Source organism: Bacteriovorax stolpii (genome assembly GCF_002872415.1).
Classification (GTDB): domain Bacteria; phylum Bdellovibrionota; class Bacteriovoracia; order Bacteriovoracales; family Bacteriovoracaceae; genus Bacteriovorax; species Bacteriovorax stolpii.
Genome location: NZ_CP025704.1, coordinates 125,357 through 149,652, shown reverse-complemented (window position 1 = coordinate 149,652; position 24,296 = coordinate 125,357). Strand labels below are relative to the sequence as shown.

20 protein-coding genes are annotated in these 24,296 nt (G+C 38.7%); 1 reads left to right on the top strand and 19 read right to left on the bottom strand.

The window, feature by feature from the left end:
- Positions 1-2: 2 nt before the first annotated feature.
- The 5 genes from C0V70_RS00685 to C0V70_RS00665 form a co-directional block, all read right to left on the bottom strand.
- Entirely contained in the window at positions 3-617 is a 615-nt protein-coding gene (locus C0V70_RS00685) for a PilN domain-containing protein (protein ID WP_102241940.1), read from the bottom strand.
- Positions 614-1,723 carry a type IV pilus assembly protein PilM gene (gene pilM / locus C0V70_RS00680; RefSeq protein ID WP_102241939.1) on the bottom strand — a complete coding sequence of 370 codons (1,110 nt, stop codon included), beginning with the start codon at positions 1,721-1,723 and terminating at the stop codon, positions 614-616. Before pilM ends, C0V70_RS00685 begins: the two co-directional genes overlap by 4 nt.
- A gap of 241 nt (positions 1,724-1,964) precedes the next feature.
- Positions 1,965-2,558, bottom strand: coding sequence for a prepilin peptidase (locus C0V70_RS00675; protein ID WP_102241938.1), 594 nt, complete (start codon positions 2,556-2,558; stop codon positions 1,965-1,967).
- Positions 2,555-3,325 carry an ABC transporter permease gene (locus tag C0V70_RS00670; RefSeq protein WP_102241937.1) on the bottom strand — a complete coding sequence of 257 codons (771 nt, stop codon included), beginning with the start codon at positions 3,323-3,325 and terminating at the stop codon, positions 2,555-2,557. Before C0V70_RS00670 ends, C0V70_RS00675 begins: the two co-directional genes overlap by 4 nt.
- Entirely contained in the window at positions 3,322-4,182 is an 861-nt protein-coding gene (locus C0V70_RS00665; protein ID WP_102241936.1) for an ABC transporter ATP-binding protein, read from the bottom strand. Before C0V70_RS00665 ends, C0V70_RS00670 begins: the two co-directional genes overlap by 4 nt.
- Before the next feature lie 21 nt (positions 4,183-4,203).
- On the opposite strand from C0V70_RS00665, the gene C0V70_RS00660 reads away from it, so the two are divergent.
- Complete coding sequence (locus C0V70_RS00660; protein WP_133566644.1) at positions 4,204-5,037, top strand: tetratricopeptide repeat protein; 834 nt, start codon at positions 4,204-4,206, stop codon at positions 5,035-5,037.
- Between the two features lie 46 nt (positions 5,038-5,083).
- Here the strand turns inward: C0V70_RS00660 and C0V70_RS19375 are convergent, their stop codons facing one another.
- From C0V70_RS19375 to C0V70_RS00590, 14 genes are all read right to left on the bottom strand, one after another.
- On the bottom strand, positions 5,084-5,626 hold the full coding sequence (locus tag C0V70_RS19375) for a type IV pilin protein (RefSeq protein WP_102241934.1): 543 nt from the start codon (positions 5,624-5,626) through the stop codon (positions 5,084-5,086).
- A gap of 173 nt (positions 5,627-5,799) precedes the next feature.
- Complete coding sequence (locus tag C0V70_RS00650) at positions 5,800-7,020, bottom strand: type II secretion system F family protein (RefSeq protein ID WP_102241933.1); 1,221 nt, start codon at positions 7,018-7,020, stop codon at positions 5,800-5,802.
- A gap of 6 nt (positions 7,021-7,026) precedes the next feature.
- Positions 7,027-8,175, bottom strand: coding sequence for a type IV pilus twitching motility protein PilT (locus tag C0V70_RS00645; protein WP_102241932.1), 1,149 nt, complete (start codon positions 8,173-8,175; stop codon positions 7,027-7,029).
- Between the two features lie 7 nt (positions 8,176-8,182).
- Positions 8,183-9,859, bottom strand: a complete 1,677-nt coding sequence (locus C0V70_RS00640; protein ID WP_102241931.1) for a GspE/PulE family protein — start codon at positions 9,857-9,859, stop codon at positions 8,183-8,185.
- Positions 9,860-9,947: 88 nt separating this feature from the next.
- Positions 9,948-10,649: a shikimate dehydrogenase family protein gene (locus tag C0V70_RS00635; protein ID WP_158649511.1), complete on the bottom strand. Its 702-nt coding sequence runs from the start codon at positions 10,647-10,649 to the stop codon at positions 9,948-9,950.
- Complete coding sequence (locus C0V70_RS00630; protein ID WP_102241929.1) at positions 10,642-11,577, bottom strand: bifunctional riboflavin kinase/FAD synthetase; 936 nt, start codon at positions 11,575-11,577, stop codon at positions 10,642-10,644. Before C0V70_RS00630 ends, C0V70_RS00635 begins: the two co-directional genes overlap by 8 nt.
- Positions 11,574-13,286, bottom strand: a complete 1,713-nt coding sequence (locus tag C0V70_RS00625) for a BatD family protein (RefSeq protein WP_102241928.1) — start codon at positions 13,284-13,286, stop codon at positions 11,574-11,576. Before C0V70_RS00625 ends, C0V70_RS00630 begins: the two co-directional genes overlap by 4 nt.
- Complete coding sequence (locus tag C0V70_RS00620) at positions 13,286-15,115, bottom strand: vWA domain-containing protein (RefSeq protein ID WP_102241927.1); 1,830 nt, start codon at positions 15,113-15,115, stop codon at positions 13,286-13,288. The genes C0V70_RS00625 and C0V70_RS00620 overlap by 1 nt, the downstream gene beginning before the upstream one ends.
- The gene (locus C0V70_RS00615; RefSeq protein WP_102241926.1) at positions 15,112-16,098 is read right to left on the bottom strand and encodes a VWA domain-containing protein; all 987 of its coding nucleotides are present in this window, start codon (positions 16,096-16,098) and stop codon (positions 15,112-15,114) included. The genes C0V70_RS00620 and C0V70_RS00615 overlap by 4 nt, the downstream gene beginning before the upstream one ends.
- Positions 16,095-16,871 carry a hypothetical protein gene (locus C0V70_RS00610; RefSeq protein ID WP_102241925.1) on the bottom strand — a complete coding sequence of 259 codons (777 nt, stop codon included), beginning with the start codon at positions 16,869-16,871 and terminating at the stop codon, positions 16,095-16,097. Before C0V70_RS00610 ends, C0V70_RS00615 begins: the two co-directional genes overlap by 4 nt.
- Positions 16,868-17,713: a DUF58 domain-containing protein gene (locus tag C0V70_RS00605; protein WP_102241924.1), complete on the bottom strand. Its 846-nt coding sequence runs from the start codon at positions 17,711-17,713 to the stop codon at positions 16,868-16,870. Before C0V70_RS00605 ends, C0V70_RS00610 begins: the two co-directional genes overlap by 4 nt.
- A 3-nt stretch (positions 17,714-17,716) precedes the next feature.
- The gene (locus tag C0V70_RS00600) at positions 17,717-18,667 is read right to left on the bottom strand and encodes an AAA family ATPase (RefSeq protein ID WP_102241923.1); all 951 of its coding nucleotides are present in this window, start codon (positions 18,665-18,667) and stop codon (positions 17,717-17,719) included.
- A gap of 3 nt (positions 18,668-18,670) precedes the next feature.
- Positions 18,671-19,804 carry a class I SAM-dependent rRNA methyltransferase gene (locus C0V70_RS00595; protein WP_102241922.1) on the bottom strand — a complete coding sequence of 378 codons (1,134 nt, stop codon included), beginning with the start codon at positions 19,802-19,804 and terminating at the stop codon, positions 18,671-18,673.
- A 181-nt stretch (positions 19,805-19,985) separates the two neighbouring features.
- Entirely contained in the window at positions 19,986-24,293 is a 4,308-nt protein-coding gene (locus tag C0V70_RS00590; RefSeq protein ID WP_102241921.1) for a hypothetical protein, read from the bottom strand.
- Between the last annotated feature and the right edge of the window lie 3 nt (positions 24,294-24,296).

Here is a 24,296-nt window from a genome sequence, read left to right as displayed (position 1 = left end):
GATTATCTAGACCTCATGTCGTAATTAATGATCTTTCCTTTTAATTCAAAAGATTCGTAGCTGGTAGTGATACCATCAAGCGTCTCACGTTTATTTTCTTGCATTGAAGGAATAATACTTCCACCAAAATAAGGCGAGTCATTAATTGATGTAATGAATTCTCCAATTGCTCTTGGGGCATATGCGCCCCCCTTGATTGAAATCTCGTTCTTATCATTAATGGTCATATTGTCAAACCAAACATCTTCAGGAATACTTCTGGCAATTTTCTCTAAGATTTTCTTTGGATTTGTTCTAGTCTTTAAAATTTCATCTACCTGAACTGATCTTAATTGAAGCTTTTTAACCTGATCTTTATAAGCTTCCACTTGAAGCTTAATATCGTTATCCTTTGCAATCGACTTCAAGAGCTTAGTGTTTTGTTCTGTGACCTGATCTAAGGTACTCTTAACTACATTAATCTTCTCGTCAAACATCGATGAACCAATGAAACCTGGCATATAATAAACAACCAGCGCAACCCCAAGCATTTTTAAATTGAGATTATTTAAGTCAATCCCAAGCACTGTAGGAAGAACAAGAGGCTGCTTCTTCTCGAGTAAGTTTAACTCAATCATTTCGGTAAGCTCCTCATGGCCAACCCAATTGCACACACTCCCTTGAATGCAATATCGTTGATCATATCTTCCGAAATATTACTTTGATTATAACTCATTGTAGAAAAAGGATTTAGGATCTGAACTTCTGTTTCAAACAGTTCTTGTAAAGCTTCAGGAAGTCCTGGAATCAACGCGCTTCCGCCTGTCAAAATACATCCATCAAAACTTTCTTCAGACGTTGAGTTAACCCAAAAATCGATAGTCTTTTTTAATTCAGTGAAAAATGTATCTAAAACTTGGTTGATAAGATCTACAATCTCTTCTGGAATGTTTCCATTTCCATCACCATGAATTTTTAAGCTTTCTGCTTCGCTGTAATTAACACCCATTTGTCTTTGAATTTCTTCAGTAATCGTTAATCCACCGATATTGATTTCTTTGAAGAAAACAAGAATTCCATTCTTATAAATCATGAAATGGGTTTTTTGTGCTCCCAAATCCATCAAAATCCAAGTTTTACCTTTAACCTTAACTTCATCACCCATCACTGCTTCAAACACATTGATTGTGGCAGCGGCATTTAAGTCTGCAATTTTTACCTTAAGTTGAGTGCGTTCAACTATATCTTTAAATGACATTAAAACTGATTTTTTAACAGCTCCAATAATAACATCAACGCCCCCCCCCTGGTTTTCCCCAACAACACTGAAAGCGATATTTCCTTCATCAATCGGGAAAGGTAGGTACTGTTCGGTTTCCCAATTTACCTGATCTTCAATTTCTTCGTTCGAACCACCAGCTAGCTGTAATCTTTTAATAAGCGTATTGGGACCAGAAAGACCAATGCATGCAAACTTATTGCTTGAGCTCAATTCTTTAATACCTTTTTGCAAGGCTTTTAAGATCTCATCTTCTTTTTGAATTTCGTCTTCAATGATCGTTCCTTCTGGAAGATCAACTGACGCATATCTATTGATTTTATAGTTTCCATCGGAAACATGGAGAACCTCAGCAAACTTAACTGCACTTAGTCCAATATCTATGCCGATAACGCCTTTCGGACCGACATAAAACATCTCGCTAATTTTCTCTCTAATATTTTCGACAATATTCTTTGGATCCAAAAGCTATGCCTTTGATAATTAATTATTAATGAAATTATACATTTAATAAATAACTCTGATCAAGGAATATATGAGATTAGATGGCCGAACCATTGATCTGCAAAAATCTGAACGGCGGCAACAAGAATAATGAAGGGGCCAAAAGGAATCGGGTTCTCACGCTTGATTAATTTAGTCGCAATTAAAGAAAGCCCCACAATGGCTCCTAAAAAACAACTCAGAAATAAGTTCTGCATGACCCCTATAGGACCAAGATATAATCCAAGTGCACCGTAGAGCTTGATATCCCCCCCCCAAGTCCGACCTGCCCCTTTAATTGGTAAAAAACCCAACTAACAATCAAAGGAAATCCAAACCCTAAAGCAGCACCTATCAACCAATGTGTCCATGGTGTAGTAAAAAATCCATAAACTAAAAAAAGGCAAGCAAGATAGAGATTAACACTGTCTGGTAAAATCTGATGTTTAAGGTCAACTATGAAATGAACCACAAAACAACAAAACACACTAAAATAGAAGAAGAAGCTAAGAAGTTCATTATTATTTAAGCTAGATGGAGCAATAAAAAGTGCAAAAAGACCACATGCAAGTTCCACCGCTGGATAACTCCATGAAATTTTGGCCCCACACTCAGAACATTTTCCGCGTAAAAAAATATAACTAAAGACAGGTATATTCTCATACCAAGGAATAATTTTTTTACAGCTTGTGCAAGATGATCTCGGATAGGCAATATTGATTTCACGAGGCAGTCGATAAATCAACGCATTCAGAAAACTTCCAACTATTAATCCAAATAGCAAAGCAAATAAACTTAACAATGATTCCAGACTCAATCTAAATTCCGTTTTTTAAAGATCAGCACGACTAATGTTATTAAAGCGACAAGGTAAAGAGCTATGTAAAGCTGAGTATTAATTAGGTAAGTAACTTCGATGGATTGCTTATAAAGTAAAAACTCTTTTAAATTCAGTCTGTAAAAATTTGGCAAAAAAATAAAACAAGCTTGAATTGCATATCCAAAAACAGGGAAAACTTTAACAAAAAACAGCTTTGATGTTTCATTAATAGCATGACCGACAACAAAAACACATAAAGTATAAATTACTGACAGCGTAGAGTTTGTTATCAAAGAAAACAAAACTGCAAAAACCAGCACAGTAAAAGCCTCTAAAAATGAAAAATAGAGAGTCCATCCAAAAAGGGGTTGATAACTTCCCCCGCCAAAACTCAGATATAGAATGCAACTCAACCCACCAAGCACAATGGAATTAATTAATAAAACAGATGAAAGACCTAAAATTTTCCCTAGTAAAAATGATGTCCTTGAAATAGGTCTCGAGATAATCATGTAAAGGGTACGTTGTTCAATTTCTTTGCTTAATAAATTAGCCCCAATAAAAATAGCTATCACCAAGTTCGAAATCGACATAATTCCTAAACCGACATCGAGAGCAACCTTGGCGGGGGCACCGTAAGCAAACTCAGAGGCAACATAAGTAGCAAGAAGTAATCCAACGGCCAAGAAAACTAAACTCAACATCAGTTTACTTCTATAAACCTCAATGAAGGTAAATCGTGTTACAGTTAATATATTTTTCATTTTTTAATTCTGTAGATAATTTCTTCAAGAGACATTTTTTCTTTATCAAGCGCTATGATATTTACATCCCTTTTTAATAAATCTTTCATAACATTAAATTTTTCTTTTTCTGAAAAATTTAATGTTTTAACCTGGTCATCTTCGTAATACTTTAAACTATAACCATCCTTACTGTTTTGATGAATTAATTGATCAACACCACCAGTGTAAATCAACTTTCCCTTTTCAATAAAAACTACCTTATTACAGATCTCTTCAACATCTGAAACAATGTGACTGCTGAAAAAGATGGTTACCCCCTCTTCATTTAACTCTTTAAGTATTTGCTTAAATTCTTTTCTCCCTACTGGGTCAAGTCCTGAAAGCGGCTCATCTAAAACTAAAAATGATGGATTATGAATTAGTGCACTTATAAAACCCAAGCGTTGCTGCATTCCTTTTGAATACCCCCTAACTTGACGATCTAATGCATGTTGAATTTGAATTTTTTCTGCCCACTTCTCAATAAGATTTCTTAATTCCTTACGAGATATATCATTTAGGCTTCCAACATAATTAAGAAACTCTCTACCTGTTAGGTGTTGGTACAAGTAAGCCCTTTCCGGAAGATAGCCGATTTTAGATCTAATCTGTATAGATTCATTTCCAAAAGATTGATCAAACTTGACTATTCCGCTTGTAGGACGACTGAAGTCCATCAGAATCTTAATCAAAGTTGTCTTCCCTGCCCCATTAGCACCAAGAAAGCCTACTAAGTCTCCTTTAGAAATACTGAATGAAACATTATCAACTGCTAAAAAAGGCTTTTCCCAAAAATGGTTCTGAAATTTTTTAGTTATATTAACGAATTCAATCATAATGTTATATTATATATTGGTATGAAATTAAGTAAACATCTAAACACCCCACTCTTAATAGGGCTTATGCTCTTAAGCCTTAGTGGTGCCTACTATGTTTCTCAAAAGTCTGAAAAGCCTACTTTGTTTATTAGCAAACAAGAAAGCGGGTTTAATGTTGATGATTCATTTTTTAAATATTTTAATTTAGGACAAAAGCGTTTAATGTCATCAATCATTTGGATTATGACAATTCTGGAAAGCGATAACGATCATTATAAAAATGAGGATTTGAATTCCTGGATGTTTCATCGTTTTAACACCATTAGCAATTTAGAACCTTTATTTTATGAGAATTACGCTTTTGGTGGCCCTTATCTTTCTATTATTAAAGATGACTTAAAGGGCGCCACTTATATTTACAACAAAGGATTAAGTAAATTTCCAGATGATTTCTATCTCTTAAAGAATGCTGCTTTCCATTTTCACTTTGAAGTTGAAGACTATCAAAGATCGCGAGAGATTCATCAACATCTCTTGCATCATAAAAATATTAATCCTATTCTTTATTCGAGCCTGGCAAGAATTGAATCAGAACTTGGAAATAAAGAAGCCGCTTTCACGATTCTTCTGAGCAACTATAATGACCTTAAAAAAAGAAATCAAACAGCTCTTGCTGATAAGACGAAAGAACATTTATATGCTATCAGAGCTGAAATAGACCTAGAATGCTTAAATGGAAAAACCACTTCTAATATAAAATGTAATACACATGATCTGAACGGAGCCCCTTACATAAAAGATTCTCTAGGTCGCTTTAAAGCTTCTAAAGCTTGGACTCCTTTTAAGATTAAAAAACACCAACACTCAAAATAAAAAGGCCCCTTTTAGGGGCCTTTTTTAAAAAATAGAAATTAAGAAATTAGTAACCGATTGTATTGTTTGTTAAAGACTTTGCTTCGTTAATTCTCCAAAGGTCTTTATATGGAGAAGTACCTGTACCTGAAATGTTTGCTGCTGCTGCTGCTGTGAAAGCTGTTGTCGAAACAGATGTACCCGTTAAATCAGAAGCTGCTGTTGCTACACCCGATGCTGTTAACTTGTTACCTGGGTCAACGGCAAACTTACTACCTGTAGCTGTACAGATTGCTGAACCGGCACGGGCATTGATCTGCGCAAGAGAAGTCGCATCACTTGCAGAGAACCCTACGATATAATATCCCTTTGGAGGAGTTTCATAACCAAGATCCCCGATACAAGTTCCGAATGTATCGTAGTCGGCCTGAGAACCTACTTCTGTTGAATAAACGGCTGCTAACTGAATTTTAGCTTCTGATTGTTTTGACTTTGCTTGGTACTTCTTAAAGTTTGGTACAGCGATCGCAGATAAAATACCGATAATCGCAACTACTACCATGAGCTCTACTAGCGTAAATCCGGACGGATTCCTCAGAATCTTCTTCATAAAAACACTCCTATTTTTACCAAAATTAAGATTTGGTATTTTAATTAAATTTTGTCTTACATTCTTAATCGGGCATTAAGAGCCAAACCAAGCTTGCTAAACAAAATTATCCTTAGTCTTATTATAAATGCTACCGTGAAAAAATAAACCTTTATTTTAAGTGGTTATTATTTCTACTCTGCTCCCCCTGCGGACATAAACATAGGTAGATACATGGCAACTAAAATGGTCGCAATGATCCCCCCCAAGACAACGATAATAAGGGGTTCAATCATTTTAGTCATGCTCCCAACTAGTTGGTCTACCTCATCTTCGAAGACCTCTGCAACTCGAGCAAGCATCTGATCAATCTGACCTGTTTGTTCACCTACACGTATCATCTGAGTAACGAGCTCAGGAAAATATTCAATCTTACTCAGAGGCTCAGTCAATGTCTTACCTTCGATAACCTTCTTTTTTACTTCGCGAATATCTTGAGCAATAACTGTACTATCAAGGGTCTCGATGCAAATATCCAAAGCATCAATCAGCGCAACCCCTGCACCTAAAAGCGTTGCGAGAGTGTTAGCAAACGAACTTAAATTTCCTTTAATAATAACTGATCCAAACAAGGGAATGCGCATGCTAAAGTTATCCCACATTACTTTTCCAGTGGGGGTTTTAATATAAGAAAGAAATAATACAATTCCAATAATAGTTCCAGGAACCATAATAGGTGTGTATGTTCCCATAAAATTTGATGTATCAATAACAAACTGAGTGATCCAAGGAACTTCTTGACCTGTTTCTTTTAGCATTCCTGTAAACTGCGGAACAACAAAAACCATCATCCCCCAAATAACTATGGCACCGACACTCACGACAATAGACGGATACATCATTGCCGACTTAATTTGAGCTTTGGTCTTCTCCTGTTTCTCCATATGGACTGAGAGCTTTTTTAAAATTTGATCTAAAATCCCCCCGGCTTCACCAGCGCGAACCAGATTGCAATACAATTTATCAAAAGGTTTTTGTGCTTGCATTGCTTCTGCAATCGTTTTACCTTCCCCAACATCTGCAGCAATCTTTTTAACTGCAAGTTTCAGAGTTGGATTTTTTTCCGAACGATATAAAATCTCTAGCGCTTGAAGAATAGGGACACCCGCACTAATCATGATCGACAGCTGTTTAGTAAAAGTCGCCAGCTCTTTAGGTTTAACAGATGAACCAAACCCCTTCTCAACCATCCACGCCCCAAGATCAAACTCAAGAATCGTTGGCGGAATGATTTTTTTCACGCGTACACTTTGCGCGCGCAGGATTTTTCTCACCTCTTTTTCAGAAGCGGCATCTACCTGACCTAAAACTTTTTTTCCGTTGGCATCAAAGCCTTCGTATTTATAAATTCCCATTTAGCTTTATTTTACCTTCACACCCAGTTGTGATGCAAGTTCATCCGGGGCATTTGAGTATCCCATCGCCACTTCGACAGAGATGGCCCCTGTTTCAACGTGTTTTTTTAAACTTTGGTTCATGGTCACCATTCCGGTTTTATCCTGACCAATTTGCATTTGTGAGTAAACTTGGTGAAGTTTGTCCTCACGAATCAGGTTTCTAATCCCCGCAGTCGGAACCAGGATTTCCATCGCGGCCACACGTCCCTTTTCAAAAGATTTGGCAATCAGCTGCTGAGAGACAACTCCCTGAAGTACGAATGACAGAAGTGTTCTTACCTGGATCTGCTGGTGGGCCGGGAATACGTTGATTACGCGGTTGATGGTCTGAACACACGAGTTGGTGTGAAGAGTACCGAAAACCAAGTGACCTGTTTCCGCGATCGTTAAAGCAGCTTCAATTGTTTCCATATCACGAAGCTCTCCTACCAGAACGATATCCGGATCCTGGCGAAGTAAGCTTTTTAAAGCATTACTAAATGAAAGTGAGTCACTTCCAATCTCACGCTGGTTAACTAAACATGATTTGTGAGCGTGCACGAATTCGACCGGATCCTCAAGAGTGATAATGTGCCCGGCCTCATGTTGGTTTAGATAATCGATAAGTGCAGCAAGTGTTGTCGACTTACCAGACCCCGTAGGTCCTGTCACCAGAATCAATCCGTTACTTACGTCACACATTTTTAAAAGAACATTTGGTAAGTTCAGTGATTTAAAATCCGGAATAATACTTGGAATGATACGAAAAACCGCTGCTACTGCACCTTTTGAGTTAAAGACGTTGGCACGAAAACGAGCAAGTCCTTTAATCCCGAAAGAAAAATCGAGTTCGAGTTTTTTCTCGAATTCATTTTTTTGATCTTCAGTAAGAATCTGATAAATCAATCTTTTTGTATCCTCACCGGTTAGTGCTGATGTTTTGACTTTAATAACCTCCCCATGAACACGAAGTCCTGGCGAAGTTCCTGAAGTGATGTGCAAGTCAGATGCACCACTGTCAACCATGAGCTTGAAGAGCTGCTGGATTTTCAGGTTTTCGTTTCCTGCTCCCTGATTGGTTCCAGTTTGTGTCAGTCTGGTTGAATTTGCTTTCGTTTGTGTTTTGCCTTCCATAACATCCTTACATTTTATCTGAAGCTGAGTTTGAGACCGCTTCATCTACTGTCGTTTGCCCCTGGGCAACCTTAGTGAGGGCCGACATTCTTAATGTTTTCATTCCGTCTTTAATCGCCTGACGTTTAATCTCATCTGCCGATCCATTTCTTAATAAGATCTCCTTAATTGAAGGAGTCATCTCTAAAACTTCATAAATCGCGACACGTCCCTTGTAACCAGTATTGTTACAAGTAGAGCATCCTTTTCCTTTGTATACTGTAATTTTCTCTGCTGATGCAGGAGAAATTCCCAGTGCTACCAACCCTTCTTTTGTAACGTTTGGATCGACGTCTTTGCAGTCTTTACAAATCTTACGGCAAAGTCGTTGGGCCACAACAACGTTTAGAGCTGCTGCTACTAAGAATGGCTCAATACCCATATTGATCAAACGAGTGATCGTACTTGGAGCATCGTTGGTGTGCAGAGTAGATAAAACCAAGTGACCAGTAAGGGCCGCTTCAATAGCGATCTCACCAACCTCATGATCTCTAATCTCCCCAACCATGATAATATCCGGATCCTGACGAAGAAAAGACTTCAAACAGGCCGCAAACGTTAAACCAATATCTTTTTTAACGTTAACCTGGTTAATCCCTTCAAGGTTAAATTCAACCGGGTCTTCCGCTGTAGAAATATTTGTGTCGATTTGATTAAGCTCTGCTAGTGCAGAATAAAGTGTCGTCGTCTTCCCTGACCCCGTAGGCCCGGTAACCAGACACATCCCATAAGGCTTATAAATACCTTCTTTAAATACATCAATTTGTTTTGGCTCAAAACCAAGCTTAGTCATATCAAGCTGCAAGTTAGATGAATCCAGAAGTCGCAGAACGATCTTTTCACCAAAGAGTGTTGGCAATGAAGACACGCGGTAATCGATTGGTTTACCACCAATTTCAAGTTTAATACGCCCGTCCTGCGGTTTACGTCTTTCTGAAATATCCATCTGAGCAAGAATCTTAACTCTCGAGATAATCGGAAGCATTAACGTGCGCGGAGGTTTTGCTGATTCTATTAAACTTCCGTCCTGGCGGTAACGAATACGGAAATTATTTTCATAAGGCTCAATGTGAATATCAGAACACTTCATAACGAAAGCTTCTGCCAGAATCTTATTTACGTATCTAATAACATCATCACCGATATCATCTTCGTTGATGTTTTCTTCTTTTTTCATAGCATCAGGTTTAATTTCCCTGATGGTTTCTAAAACGTCTTCAATATTTTCTGGAACGCGGGTAAAGATATCCGCCCATGACGAAAGGCTGGTTAAGATAAATTCAATTGGATATTGGAAAAGTGTTTGCAACTCAGCTTGCAACTTAATCAATGACGGATCATAAATTGCGACACTCACCGCTTTGGCATTCTTTTGAATAGGAAGCACGCGGTATTTAATAATGTCACTCTTCTTAACAATCTTTAGGATTCTCTCAGGGATTTTAGCTTTTGAAAGATCAATATATGTAAGATTGTAATTGTCTGCAATTTGCTTGGCGAATCTGACATCATCAAAGAATTTAAACTGAAGTAAACCAAGCTCAGAAATGATCATTTGATCTTTGTCGATAATAAGAGGGCGCAAGTCCTTGATAGGAACCATCCCCGTCTTAGTTATTACATCAACAAACTCTTTTCTGAACATAAAGTTGTTTTCTTCTTTGATTTCAGTTTTACGATATTTGAATAACTTATCGGATGAAGTTGAAGTGATCTTAAATCATTCTGCGAGATTAGGAGAACTTACGATCAGACCAAAATGCTACAGCATAAAAAGCTTGTCGCTCAAGCATTTCGAGTCCATCTTTGTATTGATGAGTTTTAGCAGGCAATTGTGACGAATGAGGGGTGAAATCGTAATTAAAATCCCAAAAAAGAGCTGTTATTGGAAGATTTCCACTAAAAACAAATTCTCGAGCACAGGTGTTAATGACCAAAGGCCTCGCATTTTTTTCATGAAAATAATCATTTAAATTAAGTTGATTAAAATCCTTTGTTAATTTTCTCGATAGCAACTGAAAGGGCAATTGCAGATTCTTGAGCGCTTGTTGAGCGACAACTGACATGACTCCGTCGCCAAGAATAACGACTTCAAGTTGCCCGTATTTGATCTGCAAATCCTTTAAGATATCAACAATCGCCAGGTAATCAGTATTTTCTCCCCAGATTTTATCTTTCCCTTTCTTGAGACAATTAATCGCTCCCAAGCTCTTTGCTGAATCTGTCAGTTCGACCTGTGAGAGGAAATGTTTTTTATAAGGAGAAGTAATATTAATTCCATCGTATCTTGATAGTAGATCGCGGGCTTCTGGAATGTCATTTTCATCTTTGTAATCGAGCAAGTCGTAGTGAACATCAGGAGAGATAAGCTTTCTGTACATTTCCGGCGAGCGGGAATGAGCAATATCTTTTCCTACCAGGGCAAACTTATTCATGTTTAAAGTAATCTCTTGCCAAGTCTGCATCAGCTTTAATCTGAGCGACCAGGTCATTAACACTTGGGAATTTTTTTTCATCGCGAAGTTTTTTTATGAAGCTTACACGAATCTCTTCACCATAAATGTCGTGAGTAAAATCTAAAAGATGGCTTTCAACATGGATATCGTAACCTGTATTGAAGGTTGGATTGACTCCAATGTTAGTCACTGAATTATAAACCATGTCTTTAATTTTAACTTGCGTAATATAAACTCCCTTTGCAGGGATGATCAATTCTTTGTCATAACCTAAGTTGGCAGTAGGGAAACCAATTTTCTTTCCGCGTCCTTCACCTTTAATGACTCTTCCAGAGAGAAAATAATTTCTTCCTAAAAGTTCGCTGACCTTCTCGATACTTCCTGACTGAATAGCCGTTCTTACTTCAGTCGATGAGACTGGGGAACTCTTCACTTTAAATTCTTGTTGGAGAATAAGTGAAGTCTTTCTTGTATCACAAAAAGTTTTGGCCACGTGAAAGTCACCCGACTTATTGGCCCCAAAAGCAAAGTCGTGTCCAAGGTAAATCTTGGCGATTCCATCAAAAGAAAAGATAAATTTTTCTAAAAAAGCTTCAGGTGAAAGCGTACTGAAATCTCTCGTGAAATCAATTTCCAGAAGGTAATCCACTCCGCACTCTGCCAGAAGTTCTCTTCTTTCTGCATAAGTGTTAATTAAAAAACCTGTATGAGATTTGAGAATCTGTAACGGGTGTGGAACAAAAGTCACAACCACAAACTTAGCGTGATCCTGAACACTGTCTTTTTTAATGTGAGCGAGAAACTCTCTGTGCCCTAGATGAACACCATCAAAGTTCCCAATCGTCACATTGATTTTATTTTCGTTATAAACGTTTTTAAGTTCTTTGAGGTCTTTTACAACAATCATATATTCTTCATCAGTTCATCAAAGTGCTTTTTTTCAAACACAATGTTGCGCCCGTTAGAATGTCTAGACTGGGCGTAGGTTCCACCTTCCGTGAAGCTTAGAGCATTTCTAAAGTACTCTTTTGATTCCGGCTTAAGGTTACTTTCATTTATAACATTTATAATTGAAATACCACCCGACGACATCTTATTTGTTTTATCCAAGGCCGCAAGCACCCTATAAAGGTCTGAGTAATTAAGCCCTTTTTTCTTTAACATCTTCACGTCGCGCTTAATCAAGCTGTGAAGATCAGAAGGACCTGTTGACTTCATTCCCGAAAGCCCCCACTGAAGCCCGATGATCACTAGGGCAAAACCTAGGATAGTATTTAATACCATAAAGCCGCGATCAAACCAGCGACCTTGAGACTTAAAGCTAGGGGCCACTAAACCAATGGCATTTTTCTCAATTGTTTTCGTATTTTTAGCAAAAAGGTTATTCAAGAAATTGTTGTCATCTGATCCTTGGGCCTGAGGAGCTTGAGCTGCTTCTTGTTTATTTCCCCCAGTTCCAGAATTGGCCATCGCCGTTCCACTAACTTCTAAAGCAGGAATAGACACTTTCTTTTCAATATATTTTCCTGATGAAGGATCAAAGTAAGACAGCGCCAGGTCTCTGGCTGCGATGTTTACAGGGCCTCTGGCGAGCAGAGTGTATTCGAAAAGTTTTTTAGCTGCTTGTGTTCCGATCTCTGTGACTTCAGATTTTGTATCAAATTGTTCTAGGTTGTTATCAGCATAAATAACTGGCGCATCCAGATTCTCAAGAGCTCCTTTACCTTTTGCTTCCAGCTTGATTTCAATTGGCTCATTAACTAGGTATTTTGACTTCGGAATACTTAGAGAAAACTCATGCTCCCCTACTAGCCCGGTAAAACTTGCGGGTACGCCCTCTGTTGGTAGAGGAAGGACTTCGATTTCTACGCGAGAGCTTGAAAGGTCTTTATTTCTCGCACGCTGATTGAAACCAAAACCACTATAGTCGTTTTCATAGACCTGAACCGAAATTTTCATCGGATCAAGAACAGCAGTTCCTGTTTTCTCCGGATACAAGCGGGCCGAATAGGCCAGGATTCTTTTTAGCACCTGTCCTTTGTACTGAACAGTTTCCACTGGTGAATTGATGTGATGAAATCTTTTGATAAATTTATTTAACTTAGGAAACTCTTTAACGTCGTTAGCGGCAATTGAGCTCTTAAAGTAGAGGTAGTAATTAACATCCAATCCTTCACCAAGATAAACCTTGGTTTTAGAAGCTTCTGCCTCAATGAAAGCATCCGGGATTCTTCTTGGTTCGCTTAAGACATTAATGCGCACTTCTTTAACCGGAATGGTCTTGCCATTCATTTCGACCTTAATGTTTCTTAAGTAAACTTGACCGGATCTTTCGGCCTGAAGTTCATAAACGACTGCTTGTTCCTTTGTCGTCGTGAATTTTCCATTAATAACAACCGTTGAGATAGAAAGACCTTGCGATCTTTTTCCTAATACAGAAGCTCCGTATGGCGTAAATGAAATGTAAGGCTCTTCGCTCCCTGAGGCTTTGATTTTGAATGTAACAAAAAAGCTCTCATTGATGACACCTTCTTTGGGTTCAACTTCAACATCAACATCCTCTGCTCTTAGTGCAAAGGAAAATAAAAGGAACATTAATAACATTATAACTTTCATTACCAATCTCTCTTTGGTTTAGATGAGCCTCTTTCATTAGTAGAGGTATCCATCATCTTCTTTTGCAGTTCGCGGTCATCACTCATTATCTGTTTTACCATCGCCGGAGTTTTTACCATTCGGCGTTTCTGCTCAATCATTTTTTCTTTTTCTTCTAGCGACTGAGGTTTTGTCGGCTCTGGACGATCTGGTTTGTCGAGATCCTTGGGATCCTTTTTATTTTTGTCGTCTTTATCTTTTCCTTCGCTCTCATCTTTCTTTTTATTTTGATCCTGGCTTCCCTTGCCATCTTTATTGTCTTTATTTTCTTTGCCGTTTTTGCCTTCTTTACCTTTGTCGTCTTTTTTATTCTGGTCGTCTTTCTCCTGACCTTCTTTTCCTTCTTTGCCCTTATCGTCTTTGCTGTCTTCTTTGTCTTTCTTATCTTGCTTATCGCTTTTGTCCTTACTCTTTCCTCCGCCCTGATTCATAGTCAGAAGAATGTTATGGCGCATACGATTTTTAATTTCTTCATTTTTTACATTCTTAAAGATGTCTTGAATCAACGGCATGGCCGCATCAAGTTGATTTGTCTTTAAAAGTGCCGTTGCACGATTGAAGAGAACTTCTTGCTCATCACCATCTTTGGCGTACTCTTTATAAAGTTCATTGGCCCTTTGATCCTCATTGTTTTTCATGAGGTTTTCAGCAATTTTTAATACTTCTTTACGATTGGCCTTCCCCTTCTTCATCTTATCCATATCTCTTAGAAGAGCGGCCGGAAGTTGCTTCGTTGGTTTTTGCTCTTCATCCTGAGCATGAGCTGGGTTGCCACCAAAGAAAGAGAAAAGAAGAAGAGCAATACTGACAATTTTTTTAAAACTGCCAAAACGACCAAAGATGACCGATACACAATAAACAATGATGGCCGGAATTAAGATCAGATGGGAGAAAACTGGACGAATTCTCATATCACCTTTTCCATGGGCTTTATTATAAGTTCCGCGGAAAAAATTTAGAATATCCTCAGTTGGAAGTGAGTATGAATTAGCGATCCAGTATTTATAGTTTTTTACATTTTTTCCAATTTTTTTGATGTAGTTTTCATCAAGCCTTGTTGTGACCGGCTCACCTTTTTGAGTTTTATAACCTCTAAAACTTCCATCATCCCAGCGAAGCGGGATATTTCCCCCTTTTGCAGTACCAACACCTACGACGGCCAGGTTGATATTATTGCCAAGTTCAACATCCATTCCATCTTCACTTTCTTCAGCGTCAGTAAAAACCAGAATATTTCCCACTGCCGATTTTTTATCACCTTCAAAATCAAAGTAACCAACGGCTTCAGCAATCGCTTGAGAAATATTTGATCCTCCGGAAACAGAGTTAGTCTTTTCCATTGCTGCTAACCTTGAATCCAAAAGATCGACATCATCAGTAAAAGGAATCAGACGTTTTTGGATATCAGAGAAAAGGACTACTGAAATCTGGTGTCCGGCCGCATTTTTTACAAAGTGACGAGCAAGCTGAATCGCTTTCCCAAAACGGCTCGGGCGCACATCTTCGGCCAGCATACTGGCTGAGCTATCCAGAATAATAATTGTTCTTTGATCTGGAAGGACTGACTTCACTCTCTCTTCCGGACCTCTTAAGTCTAAAAGAGAGGCCAGCATTAAAAAAATACTCGCAATATAAAAGAATGCAGAAAACCTGCTCATCCAACTTCTTTCAAAAAACCAATATGTCTTTACCCAGTTAAAATACTTGCGGTTAAGAAACGTCAGTAAAAGAGCGAAGGCCAGAGCTCCACCAATAATATGCGGAAGGTATTGAGTGTTAACAAAATTCATGGTCCCTCCCTTAAAATCAGGCGGCGACCAAGCTCAGCTGCAATTAAAAGAAGAACTCCATTAAGAAGAAACTTAAAGAATAGTTCTTCGTAAATAATCTTTCCACTTTGCTCGATTTGGGTTCTTTCTAATTTATTAATGTCCTTTAAGACGTTTTCTAGTGCGCGGTTATCGCGGGCCATGTAAAACTTCCCACCGGTTAGTCTAGCAATTTCCTGAAGGCCTTTTTCATCAACACTTCCACCTGGAATCATTTGATATCGTTGAACGCCAAACATGTTCGGCCCAACCGGGATTCTAGCGTCGCGGGCACCGCCGATACCAATAGTGTAGATTTTGATCTTTTGTTCAGCCGCCATCTCCGCCGCTTGTAGTGGAGTCAATGTCCCTACGTTACTTACTCCATCTGTCAGCAGGATCATAACTTTATTTTTTGCCAACGACTGAAGAAGGCGCCCAACACCTAATGCCAGGGCATCACCTATATTTGTTCCATCACCGAGAGCGCCCAGTTTAATTTGGGCAACCATTTTATTTATCAAGTTAAGGTCTGTTGAAAGAGGAAGAAGCGTAAAAACTTTCTCCGCAAAAATAACAATCCCAATTCTATCTTGTGGAAATAAAGAAACGAATTCCTGAATCTTTTGTTTAGCTGCTTCAAAGCGATTCGGCTTTAAATCTTCTGCGAGCATTGAGCGCGACAAATCCAAAACGACAAAGATATCGTTAACTTCAATAGTGTTTTTATCCATTCCCATAGGGCGCCTTGGTCCGGCCAGGGCAAAGGCAATGTATAGCCATCCAGCTACACCAACTAAGAAGAAGACTGAACGCAAGAAAGGAAAGCCCCTTTTTTTGTACTTCTTTGGGATAAAAAGCTGAGGCTTTTTAAAAATATAAAAGAAACTAATGATCCAAAAGATTAAACCAACAGCCCCCCAGATAGCGTAATGAATATGTTGGAATTCGTAATTCAAACTCATTTTTCAAAGCTCCTTCTGATAATATCAAAAGAGGCCCTCACTTCGTTTAGCTCTTCGTTGTTCCAGTCTTTTTTAAATTGATACTGATTGAGAGTTTTTAAAAACTCCAAATGCGCTGGGGCTTTATCAGTAAGCAATGCCAGCCATTGGTTCTTTTCTTTGTAAAGTTTTTCAAAATCTTCACGCTTACTTGCGACTCTAAAAAGTTCATCATATTTCTTTCTGTCTTTTTTTGCTTGATCAGGTCTTAGATTGATCAGGAATTCTTTAATCTTTTGTCTCTTAACAAACCCTAAAACCAAAAGAATAATTCCTCCGCCAGTAAGGATCATCCAAATTCTTGAGGAATCAAGAGATTGCTCTAAGATATAAAAATCCTGACTTTTGTCTCCAAGAGGAGTCACTTTAACATCACCAGAACGAAGCTCAATTATTGCTTCGTTGTACTTTAAAACATAGATAGGTTCTACTTTTGTCGATTTTACAATAAAGAGCCCTTTAAGCTCGACAACATCAGCATTATTTGGAGAAGGTGCAAGACTTGTAATCTGTGCCAGATAAAAAGCATTAAACAATGTGGCCTTTTCTAATTTCTTAAATTGCGAAAGATCGGCATTTTCAATCGGCCACACGCGAATTGTGGCTTCAATAATATCCCCTTCTTTAAGCTGACTAATATTTTGCGCTGGAAGGAATTCACTATTGATTGCTTGTGCCCAGGCAACATTGATGGTCAAAAGCAAACAGAATAATAAGGAGTGGATCGTTTTCATCTCATCTCCTTTACAAAATTTTCCAGATACTTTTCCTGGACGCGCAGCCGTCTAAAACGCTTTCCAAACTCATTATTCAAATCTTTTTTTCCAGAGAAGTCATATTTCCCCACTGTCGATCTGGCATTTGGCCCAGAAGAGGCGTGAAGTGAATAAGGCAATGTCTTAGCTTCATCCAAGGGGGACAGGAGCTGGAAGCAGTGGACGTTTGAGCGAACCAAGAGCTTCTTTAAAATCTCACTGTCTACAAAGTCATTAAAGTCAGACAAAAGAATGATTTCTCTTTTTCTACTTAAATGCTTCATGATTGAGATATATTTTTGCTTACTATTCACATTTTCTTCAAAATATCTTTCAGTGTTGATTTTGCCTTTACTCGTCAGGATCTCCTTCTCTTCCAATGTCGAGATCAAATGAGTAATCCCCTGATCTCCAGAGAGTTTTGGCACATTGATAACTTCATCCGTTACAATGAGAGCGTGAACAAAGTCGTTCGTCTCTTTTGCCAAAAGATAAAGCAGGCAACAGATTTCAATGGCAGCCTGGAGTTTTGAGACTCCGTTAAAGCCCGTCATCATTGTTGATGAAGCATCAATCACTACAACGATTTCAACGTTTCTTTCTTCGTTGAATGTCTTAACGTAAGGATTGCTGGTTTTGGCGAGGATTTTCCAGTCGATAAATCTGATATCATCACCAAAGGTATAAACCTGGTGTTCTTTAAACTGAAGTCCGGTTCCCTTGATGTTGGTCTTCAACATCCCAACAGAATGAGAATTCGCCCTTCTAAACAGATTGGCGCGAAGTTTACCGACAACTTTTCTGACTTCGTTAATATTCATAAATTACACTAATGACTTAGCAATCTTTAGAGCTACATCAGCTCCCTTAAAGTTATCAATTGAAGCTTCGTAAGAAAGAATCAATCTATGTCCAAGAATACTTGGGACAATTTTTAAAATATGGTCTGGAGTTACGAAATCTTTTCCATCCATAAAGGCCATAAACTTAGAAACTTTATAAAGCCAGATAACTGCTCTTGGTGAAGCCCCTGAAATAATCACCCCATTATACTCTTTCGGGAAAAACTCTGAGCCTGGCCTTGTGGCGTGAACGATTTTAACAATCAGGTCTTTGATTTTGTCATCGACATAGATATTTTCGACAATCTCTTGAGCTGTAATTAAATCATCCGTCGAAAGAACGGCTTCAAGTTTATTTAGAGCACTCTTCTTTAAATCCAGGATATTTTTTTCTGCTTTAAATGAAGGGTAATCAACATTGATCTTCATCATAAAACGGTCAAGCTGAGCCTCTGGAAGTTGGTATGTCCCCTCTTGCTCAATTGGGTTTTGAGTCGCCAGTACGACGAAAGGAGAAGAAAGCCTGTGTGTTTCATCCCCAATTGTCACTTGTTTTTCGGCCATGGCTTCAAGAAGAGCAGCCTGAACTTTTGCTGGTGCACGGTTGATCTCATCGGCCAGCAGAAGCTGTGTAAAAATCGGCCCGAATTTGGTACTAAACTCTTCGTTCTTCTGACTATAAATCATCGTCCCAATAAGATCCGATGGCAGAAGATCAGGCGTGAACTGGATTCTTTTAAAAGAAAGATCACAAAGTTTACTGATAGTTGAAACTGAAAGCGTTTTACCTAATCCAGGCATCCCTTCAATCAATAAGTGACCTTCGCAAATAAGTGAGGCCATGATCGCATCCAGCAAATTGTCCTGTCCAAAGATAATTCCTTTGGCCTCTTTAAGTGCTTCATTAATGCGTGCGCGAACTTCCGTGCTCATAAATTACCCTCTACTAACAAAATAAACTAAATATTTAATATAAAAACTTTTATCGTTAAATCCACTGAATGGGTGATCGAAGCCTTGCGCTCCTAAATCCAGCAGGTGAACCTTTTGTGAGTTCTTAATGGCTGCATCCTGAACTGTCTTATCCAATTCTTCATAGTTCACATGATGAGTGCAAGAAGCTACAACCATTACAGCTTCATCATTAAGAAGCTTCATCGTCTTTAAGTGAAGCTTTTCATATCCCTGCAATGCTGTGATTTTATTTTTTTCTGACTTCGTGAATGCTGGAGGGTCACTAACAATGACATCGTATTTCTTCCCTGCTGTAACAGAAGCATCAATAAATTTAAAAACATCTGAACGTGTGAATTTCCCTCGCCCTTCAAAACCATTCATCTTTAAATGATTAATTGTGACTTCTTCCATATTTCCTTGATCGACGAATTCAACGTGTTCAACACCAGCTGAAAGCATATGCAGTCCCCAACTTCCCACATAAGAAAATAAATCAAGGCCTGTTTTTTTAGCAAATGATGTACGCTTTAAAAGATTTGCCAGTTTGCTTCTGTTTTCACGGTGGTCGTAGTAGTAACCAATTTTCTGCATCACCTGTTGAGTGATTTTATACTTCAGACTATTTTCTAAAACATCCAGGTCTTCACTGATTTTTTCTGGTTCATGAATCGGTAGAACTTCGGCTTTGCGATACTCAGGGTTATCAAAGAAAAGGACTTTTTGATCTGGGTAGTGTTTTACAATTTCGGCCTTAATTAAATCGCGAAATCTATCCATTCCCGCAGTATTGATTTGAGCAAAAATATATTTTTGATACTTATCCACAATGATACCCGGAAGGGCATCATTCATTCCATAAACAAGCCTTGCGCCATGATTATAGTCGAGAAAAAATTCTCTTTTTCTAAAAGCAGTCTGCAAATGGTCAACGATGATTTCTTTGGCCAGAGTCTCTTCATCCGTTTTCACGTTCACTTTTTTCTGAACATCTTCTTTTAGAATTTTTATTTTATAAAAACTCTCAGCATACGGATTGATGTATGCGATATAATTTTTTTTGGCTTGTTGATCTTCAATGATCACCCACTCACCTGGACGTAGACCTTTTGGCATTTCAAAGAGATCCTTTTCAGAGAGTTCGCGCTCACCACGAGCGACTTTCAGAGAAGACTTGTTTTGGAGAATTAGTGCTTTCAGAGCTGGCCTCGAGAGAAGATAAAATACTGTTATCTCTATAGTATAGAAGGAGTTTATTTTTCTTCAACAAGGAAGGGAAATGTTTTAATTGATTGAATCAGTTAAGTTTAAAAGGAGGCTTCACTTCTTTGATCTTAAGCGCTGGGATGAGGTCATCAATCATGCGGGTTAGTTGATCAAAATTTTCGACTAATAGCTTGCGCGTGGCCACTTTGAAGTAAGTTTCACCACTGACTGATTTTTTATTGAGGTATTTAACAACATTGGCCATTTCATCGAAGTGGTAATTGGCCGGACAATCCGTAGTTCTTCCCGTGCAAACCACGTTTTTTGTCGTAAAGTTCATGTAATCTCTGATCGGAGTCAGGTCTACTCTCTCAGCATTGGCCACTCGATTCAGGTTAAGACCTACGGCCTTAAACCACGAAGCCTGGTTTTCATGCAGAACATCGAGATAACGGTAATCGTCGCGGATTAAGAAATAAGTCTGAGCGACAAATTTAGGGTTTTCCAGTCCCCCTAGGAGTAAATCTAATCCCTTTACTGTTTTACCTGTATTGCCTGCTAATCTTGGGTCTACTTGTTCATCAAACAGCACTGTTTGCAGAATATTAAAGGCATCATTTAACACCAGGTACGCCGTGTTCTTTTCCGGAATTTTAGTTGATTCAAGAGACTCGATAAAGAAAGTCAGCGCCGTATTAAGCGGTCTGAAAGCATCGATTAACTTCATATCTGTTGGCATGTAATTTTTAAGAGTCGGGTAATAATCGACTAACTTTTCCAGTGCCAGGAATATTTGCAACAGATTGTTGTTTTTATAACGAGCGTATTGCGATTCATCTTTTGGAGTTACCCCAAAGACAACATCTGGAGTTCCAAGATAAGCACCAACCAAAAGAACTCTGGCGATCGTGTCTTCAACGAGACGACTGTCATTATAATTTAGTGAAGCGGCCCAATCGACAGTTTGTCCAATCATGTTTTGGCTTTCACCGGCCTGTACAGCAAGAACTTTTCTTAATAACCTCTCAGCTGAAGGACCTGCTTGTGGGAGATCAAATCCATAAAGGAGTGCATCGTTTACACGATTCACGCGCTCGCTTTCAATAAACTTATCAAAGTCTGCTCTTGTTCTACCGACTCTATCGCGAATAACACGGGCCACGTTAGACCACATATTCATCGCTGTCATTTCACCAAGGACACGTCCGTTGTGCTGAACAAGGTATTCATCTTTTAATGGGAAGAGCTGAACTTCCTGTGCTTTTTTCGCAGAAGAAGCAACCAGGGTTTGCTCAAAAGTTTTTAAGAAATTTCCGTAAGCCAGGCGTTTATCCAGACCGCGGCCATTGTTTACATCCAGAAGAGAATCAAAAGTTTCAAGTGCATTTCGTGCTTCGCGAAGATCGCTATCACTCATTGAGCGTCCACAACGCACACCTGGGATTTTAAGACACTTTGAAAGAAGTCCTTTTCTCTTATCTACTTCTTCATTGTAATCATCAGCTTGTGTGACCGCATTTAAGAAAGCAACACCAAGATAGTTGTTTCCAAAGCGAACATCGCGGATAACAACCTCCACTCTCTCCAGAACCGTTAGAGTTTCCGTTGACGTTTTTCCATTCTTATTTACATAAGTAGTTTTGATACGGTTGACCGGCCAGTCTTTATCACTCGTATCATACATGTACTTCATCGTTTCCTTTAAAGTCATGCGGTACTTCTTCGTCTTCTTTCCATATAATGGAATATTTAATCCTTCACCTGGCTTTAAAGCTAAAAGAAGTTGATTAACAGCTGTCCCCTGCTCTTTTTCCCAAACAGTTGCCAGGTATTTGGCAATATTGATGGTGCGGTCTTTGACAAAGTCTTTTGATGGGCATGCGTTCGGTGCTACAAATTGGTTGATCACTTTTTCACAGTCAAAGGCCGGGTCATAAGTCCCAGAAAGCGCCGTTTGAGCTTTTGCCCATTTTCCGCTCTTCACCCAATCAGAGTAATTAGTCATTAACGTAGCTGCATTTTTTGAAACTGTGTTGGCGTAAGCAAAATTCTGCTCGCGAGTAAATGTCTTAAGCATCGCATTTCTGTGAATCAGATTTTCTTCTGGTTTCACATTTAGCCATTTTGTCAGCCAGTCTAAATTCTTTTCGATTAAAGCGGCTGCTTTTTTATCTTCAAGATGATAGCGGCTAGCCGTCATTAAATAACGAACACCATCTTTCGTTGGTAATTGAGAATCAATATCACCAAGGAGTGTATTGAGAATGTTTGCTGTTCCTAGAGTCGTATTGAGCATATAAGGACTCATTAGACCTTTTTCACTCAGGATTGTATCTTCACTTCCAGAACCAGGATTGAATTCCTTGTAAGTCTCTTCAATTGAATTCATCCAACCAAATAACCTAAAGGCGATGTTTTCATTAGTAACCTTGGTACATGCGACAGGTAGTTTTCTAACTAGTTGGTAAAAACCATTTTCAAGCTCGCTAAATTTTTGCATACATTCAACGACTGCTTTTGTGTCGTAATCCGGATCATTTCCTGGATCATAAACAACTTTAAACTTGTAGCGCTCCATACGTGAACGAGTCACGTACTCATCAGCTTTTCTATAAGCTAACTCTTCTCTGGCCGAAGCATTGATGTTTGATCCACTCGAAATAACTTCCAGAACTTTTAAGATCTGGTCTCTACCAAAGAAACGCTTAAAGTCCGCCAGTGTTTCTTTTCCGGCAAACTGGTTAAACATGTCCTGCAGAGAAAGATAAGACATTTCTTCATCTGCTTCTGATCCCATCCACTTATCTTTAAAAACTGGTTGAACATCTCTGATGTCATCCATGAATTTAGTGTAGAAATCAAATAATAGAACAAACTGCGTATCGCCTTCAAAGTGGCGGTCAACAAAGTTAAAGACGAAGTTTTTTTCTGTTGAGCTAAAGAAGCTCCAGAAGTCTGCTACACCTTTAAATTTTGGGTCGTACTCTTCTTTTAAAAACTCTTGAGAAAGCTCACCCAGATTAATGTAGGCTTCTGGTGGAAGTTTTTGAACAACATCAAAAAGCACCGGGTAAAAATCGCGAGTACGTTTAACAATCTGCTCATTTAACGTATTGGCATTTGAAAATAAGTCGCTGGCGATAATGTCGAACAGATAGAGGTTCTCTGCAAAAGTTTTATCTAAATCCCCTTTCGCAGTTGTGTGAACGGCCAGGAATTTAACTAAATCATAAAATTTCTTTTCACCCAGAAAAGTTGAAAGATTTGTCATCATCTTGATGAAATTAACACCGTATTTATTTGTCTGAAGCTCACGGCAAATCTCTGTCGACATACTAAGACCAACAATCGCCGAAGATGAGTAATCGTAATAACCTTTATAGTCTCTTGTTCTTAGAACCGTTACGTAATCGGCCAAGTGAGTTTTGAAATTAAATTCAACCAACTCATTGGGGTCCATCGTATTTTTAATCGTACAATTAAAACCTTCGTCGTAGGCTTGTTTTAATCCTTTGATCTCTCCGACAAAAATCGGATTGGCCAGGATTGGGTATTCAACCAGGTCCTTGAATTTCTCACGAGACATTTTGACATCATTAAGCCAGCCATAAATCCACGGCTGTCCATTTTTATTACCCGTCAAAAGAACTTTCGGTAAAAACTCGCGGTCTTCTTGCCCTAGCCCCTTTTTCACTTTGTCGGCCATAGCATCAACTAACTTCAAACGAAAAGCGATAAAAAGCGGGTCTGTTTTAAACTTATTAACTTCAGCGCGGAGCTTTTCTTCATCTGTAGCACTGATGGCCTGAGTAAGGCTCTTCACCACCATTGAGGCACGATCAATCGTTTCTGGAGGTGTATCAACTAACCTGATAATATTTTTTAATGAGCGCTTTGTCGGAATATTGGCAAGGCGATCCTGACAAATCTCTTCTGAAGGATTGTCCACACACTTAAGCATAGTCTTAACAGAGTCAAAAAAGTTTGTTTCATTAAGAGCAACCAAAACACGGCTTAAATCATCTAAACCGTTTTTAGAGTCAAGCTCTCTGATATTTTTAAAAACCTTATCTCTGCGTGCAAGATTTTCAACAAATTCTTTATCGATCGGGGCCATGAAGTGGTTCCATGAAGAACCTTGAACTCTTTTAATGGCCTGATACATTGACGGGAATTCTTCTGACCACTTAGTACATTTAAAGAGCATCAGAACGTTCTGGTGAAGCAGAACTCCTTTATTGAAATTAACCTGGCTACAAGCTTCGAGTCTTTCGATCTCCTGTTGAGTGGCAACTTCACCACCATCAATGCTTGGTGACTCTTGCTTAGAGCAAGAGAAGTTTAGCAGTACTAAAACTGCTAACAAGCTTGTCGTAAGGTGTTTTACCTTTAACTTCAAATA

Excerpts from the sequence above, each read along its gene's own strand:
- C0V70_RS00660 (WP_133566644.1), top strand. The coding sequence starts at position 4,204 with ATGAAATTAAGTAAACATCTAAACACCCCACTCTTAATAGGGCTTATG.
- C0V70_RS19375 (WP_102241934.1), bottom strand. The coding sequence starts at position 5,626 with ATGAAGAAGATTCTGAGGAATCCGTCCGGATTTACGCTAGTAGAGCTC.
- C0V70_RS00620 (WP_102241927.1), bottom strand. The coding sequence starts at position 15,115 with ATGAATTTTGTTAACACTCAATACCTTCCGCATATTATTGGTGGAGCT.
- C0V70_RS00610 (WP_102241925.1), bottom strand. The coding sequence starts at position 16,871 with ATGAAAACGATCCACTCCTTATTATTCTGTTTGCTTTTGACCATCAAT.
- C0V70_RS00630 (WP_102241929.1), bottom strand. The coding sequence starts at position 11,577 with ATGATTGTTGTAAAAGACCTCAAAGAACTTAAAAACGTTTATAACGAA.
- C0V70_RS00635 (WP_158649511.1), bottom strand. The coding sequence starts at position 10,649 with ATGAATAAGTTTGCCCTGGTAGGAAAAGATATTGCTCATTCCCGCTCG.
- C0V70_RS00615 (WP_102241926.1), bottom strand. The coding sequence starts at position 16,098 with ATGAGTTTGAATTACGAATTCCAACATATTCATTACGCTATCTGGGGG.
- C0V70_RS00605 (WP_102241924.1), bottom strand. The coding sequence starts at position 17,713 with ATGAATATTAACGAAGTCAGAAAAGTTGTCGGTAAACTTCGCGCCAAT.
- C0V70_RS00670 (WP_102241937.1), bottom strand. The coding sequence starts at position 3,325 with ATGAAAAATATATTAACTGTAACACGATTTACCTTCATTGAGGTTTAT.
- C0V70_RS00665 (WP_102241936.1), bottom strand. The coding sequence starts at position 4,182 with ATGATTGAATTCGTTAATATAACTAAAAAATTTCAGAACCATTTTTGG.
- C0V70_RS00600 (WP_102241923.1), bottom strand. The coding sequence starts at position 18,667 with ATGAGCACGGAAGTTCGCGCACGCATTAATGAAGCACTTAAAGAGGCC.
- C0V70_RS00640 (WP_102241931.1), bottom strand. The coding sequence starts at position 9,859 with ATGTTCAGAAAAGAGTTTGTTGATGTAATAACTAAGACGGGGATGGTT.
- C0V70_RS00625 (WP_102241928.1), bottom strand. The coding sequence starts at position 13,286 with ATGAAAGTTATAATGTTATTAATGTTCCTTTTATTTTCCTTTGCACTA.
- C0V70_RS00595 (WP_102241922.1), bottom strand. The coding sequence starts at position 19,804 with ATGCCAAAAGGTCTACGTCCAGGTGAGTGGGTGATCATTGAAGATCAA.
- C0V70_RS00645 (WP_102241932.1), bottom strand. The coding sequence starts at position 8,175 with ATGGAAGGCAAAACACAAACGAAAGCAAATTCAACCAGACTGACACAA.
- C0V70_RS00650 (WP_102241933.1), bottom strand. The coding sequence starts at position 7,020 with ATGGGAATTTATAAATACGAAGGCTTTGATGCCAACGGAAAAAAAGTT.
- C0V70_RS00685 (WP_102241940.1), bottom strand. The coding sequence starts at position 617 with ATGATTGAGTTAAACTTACTCGAGAAGAAGCAGCCTCTTGTTCTTCCT.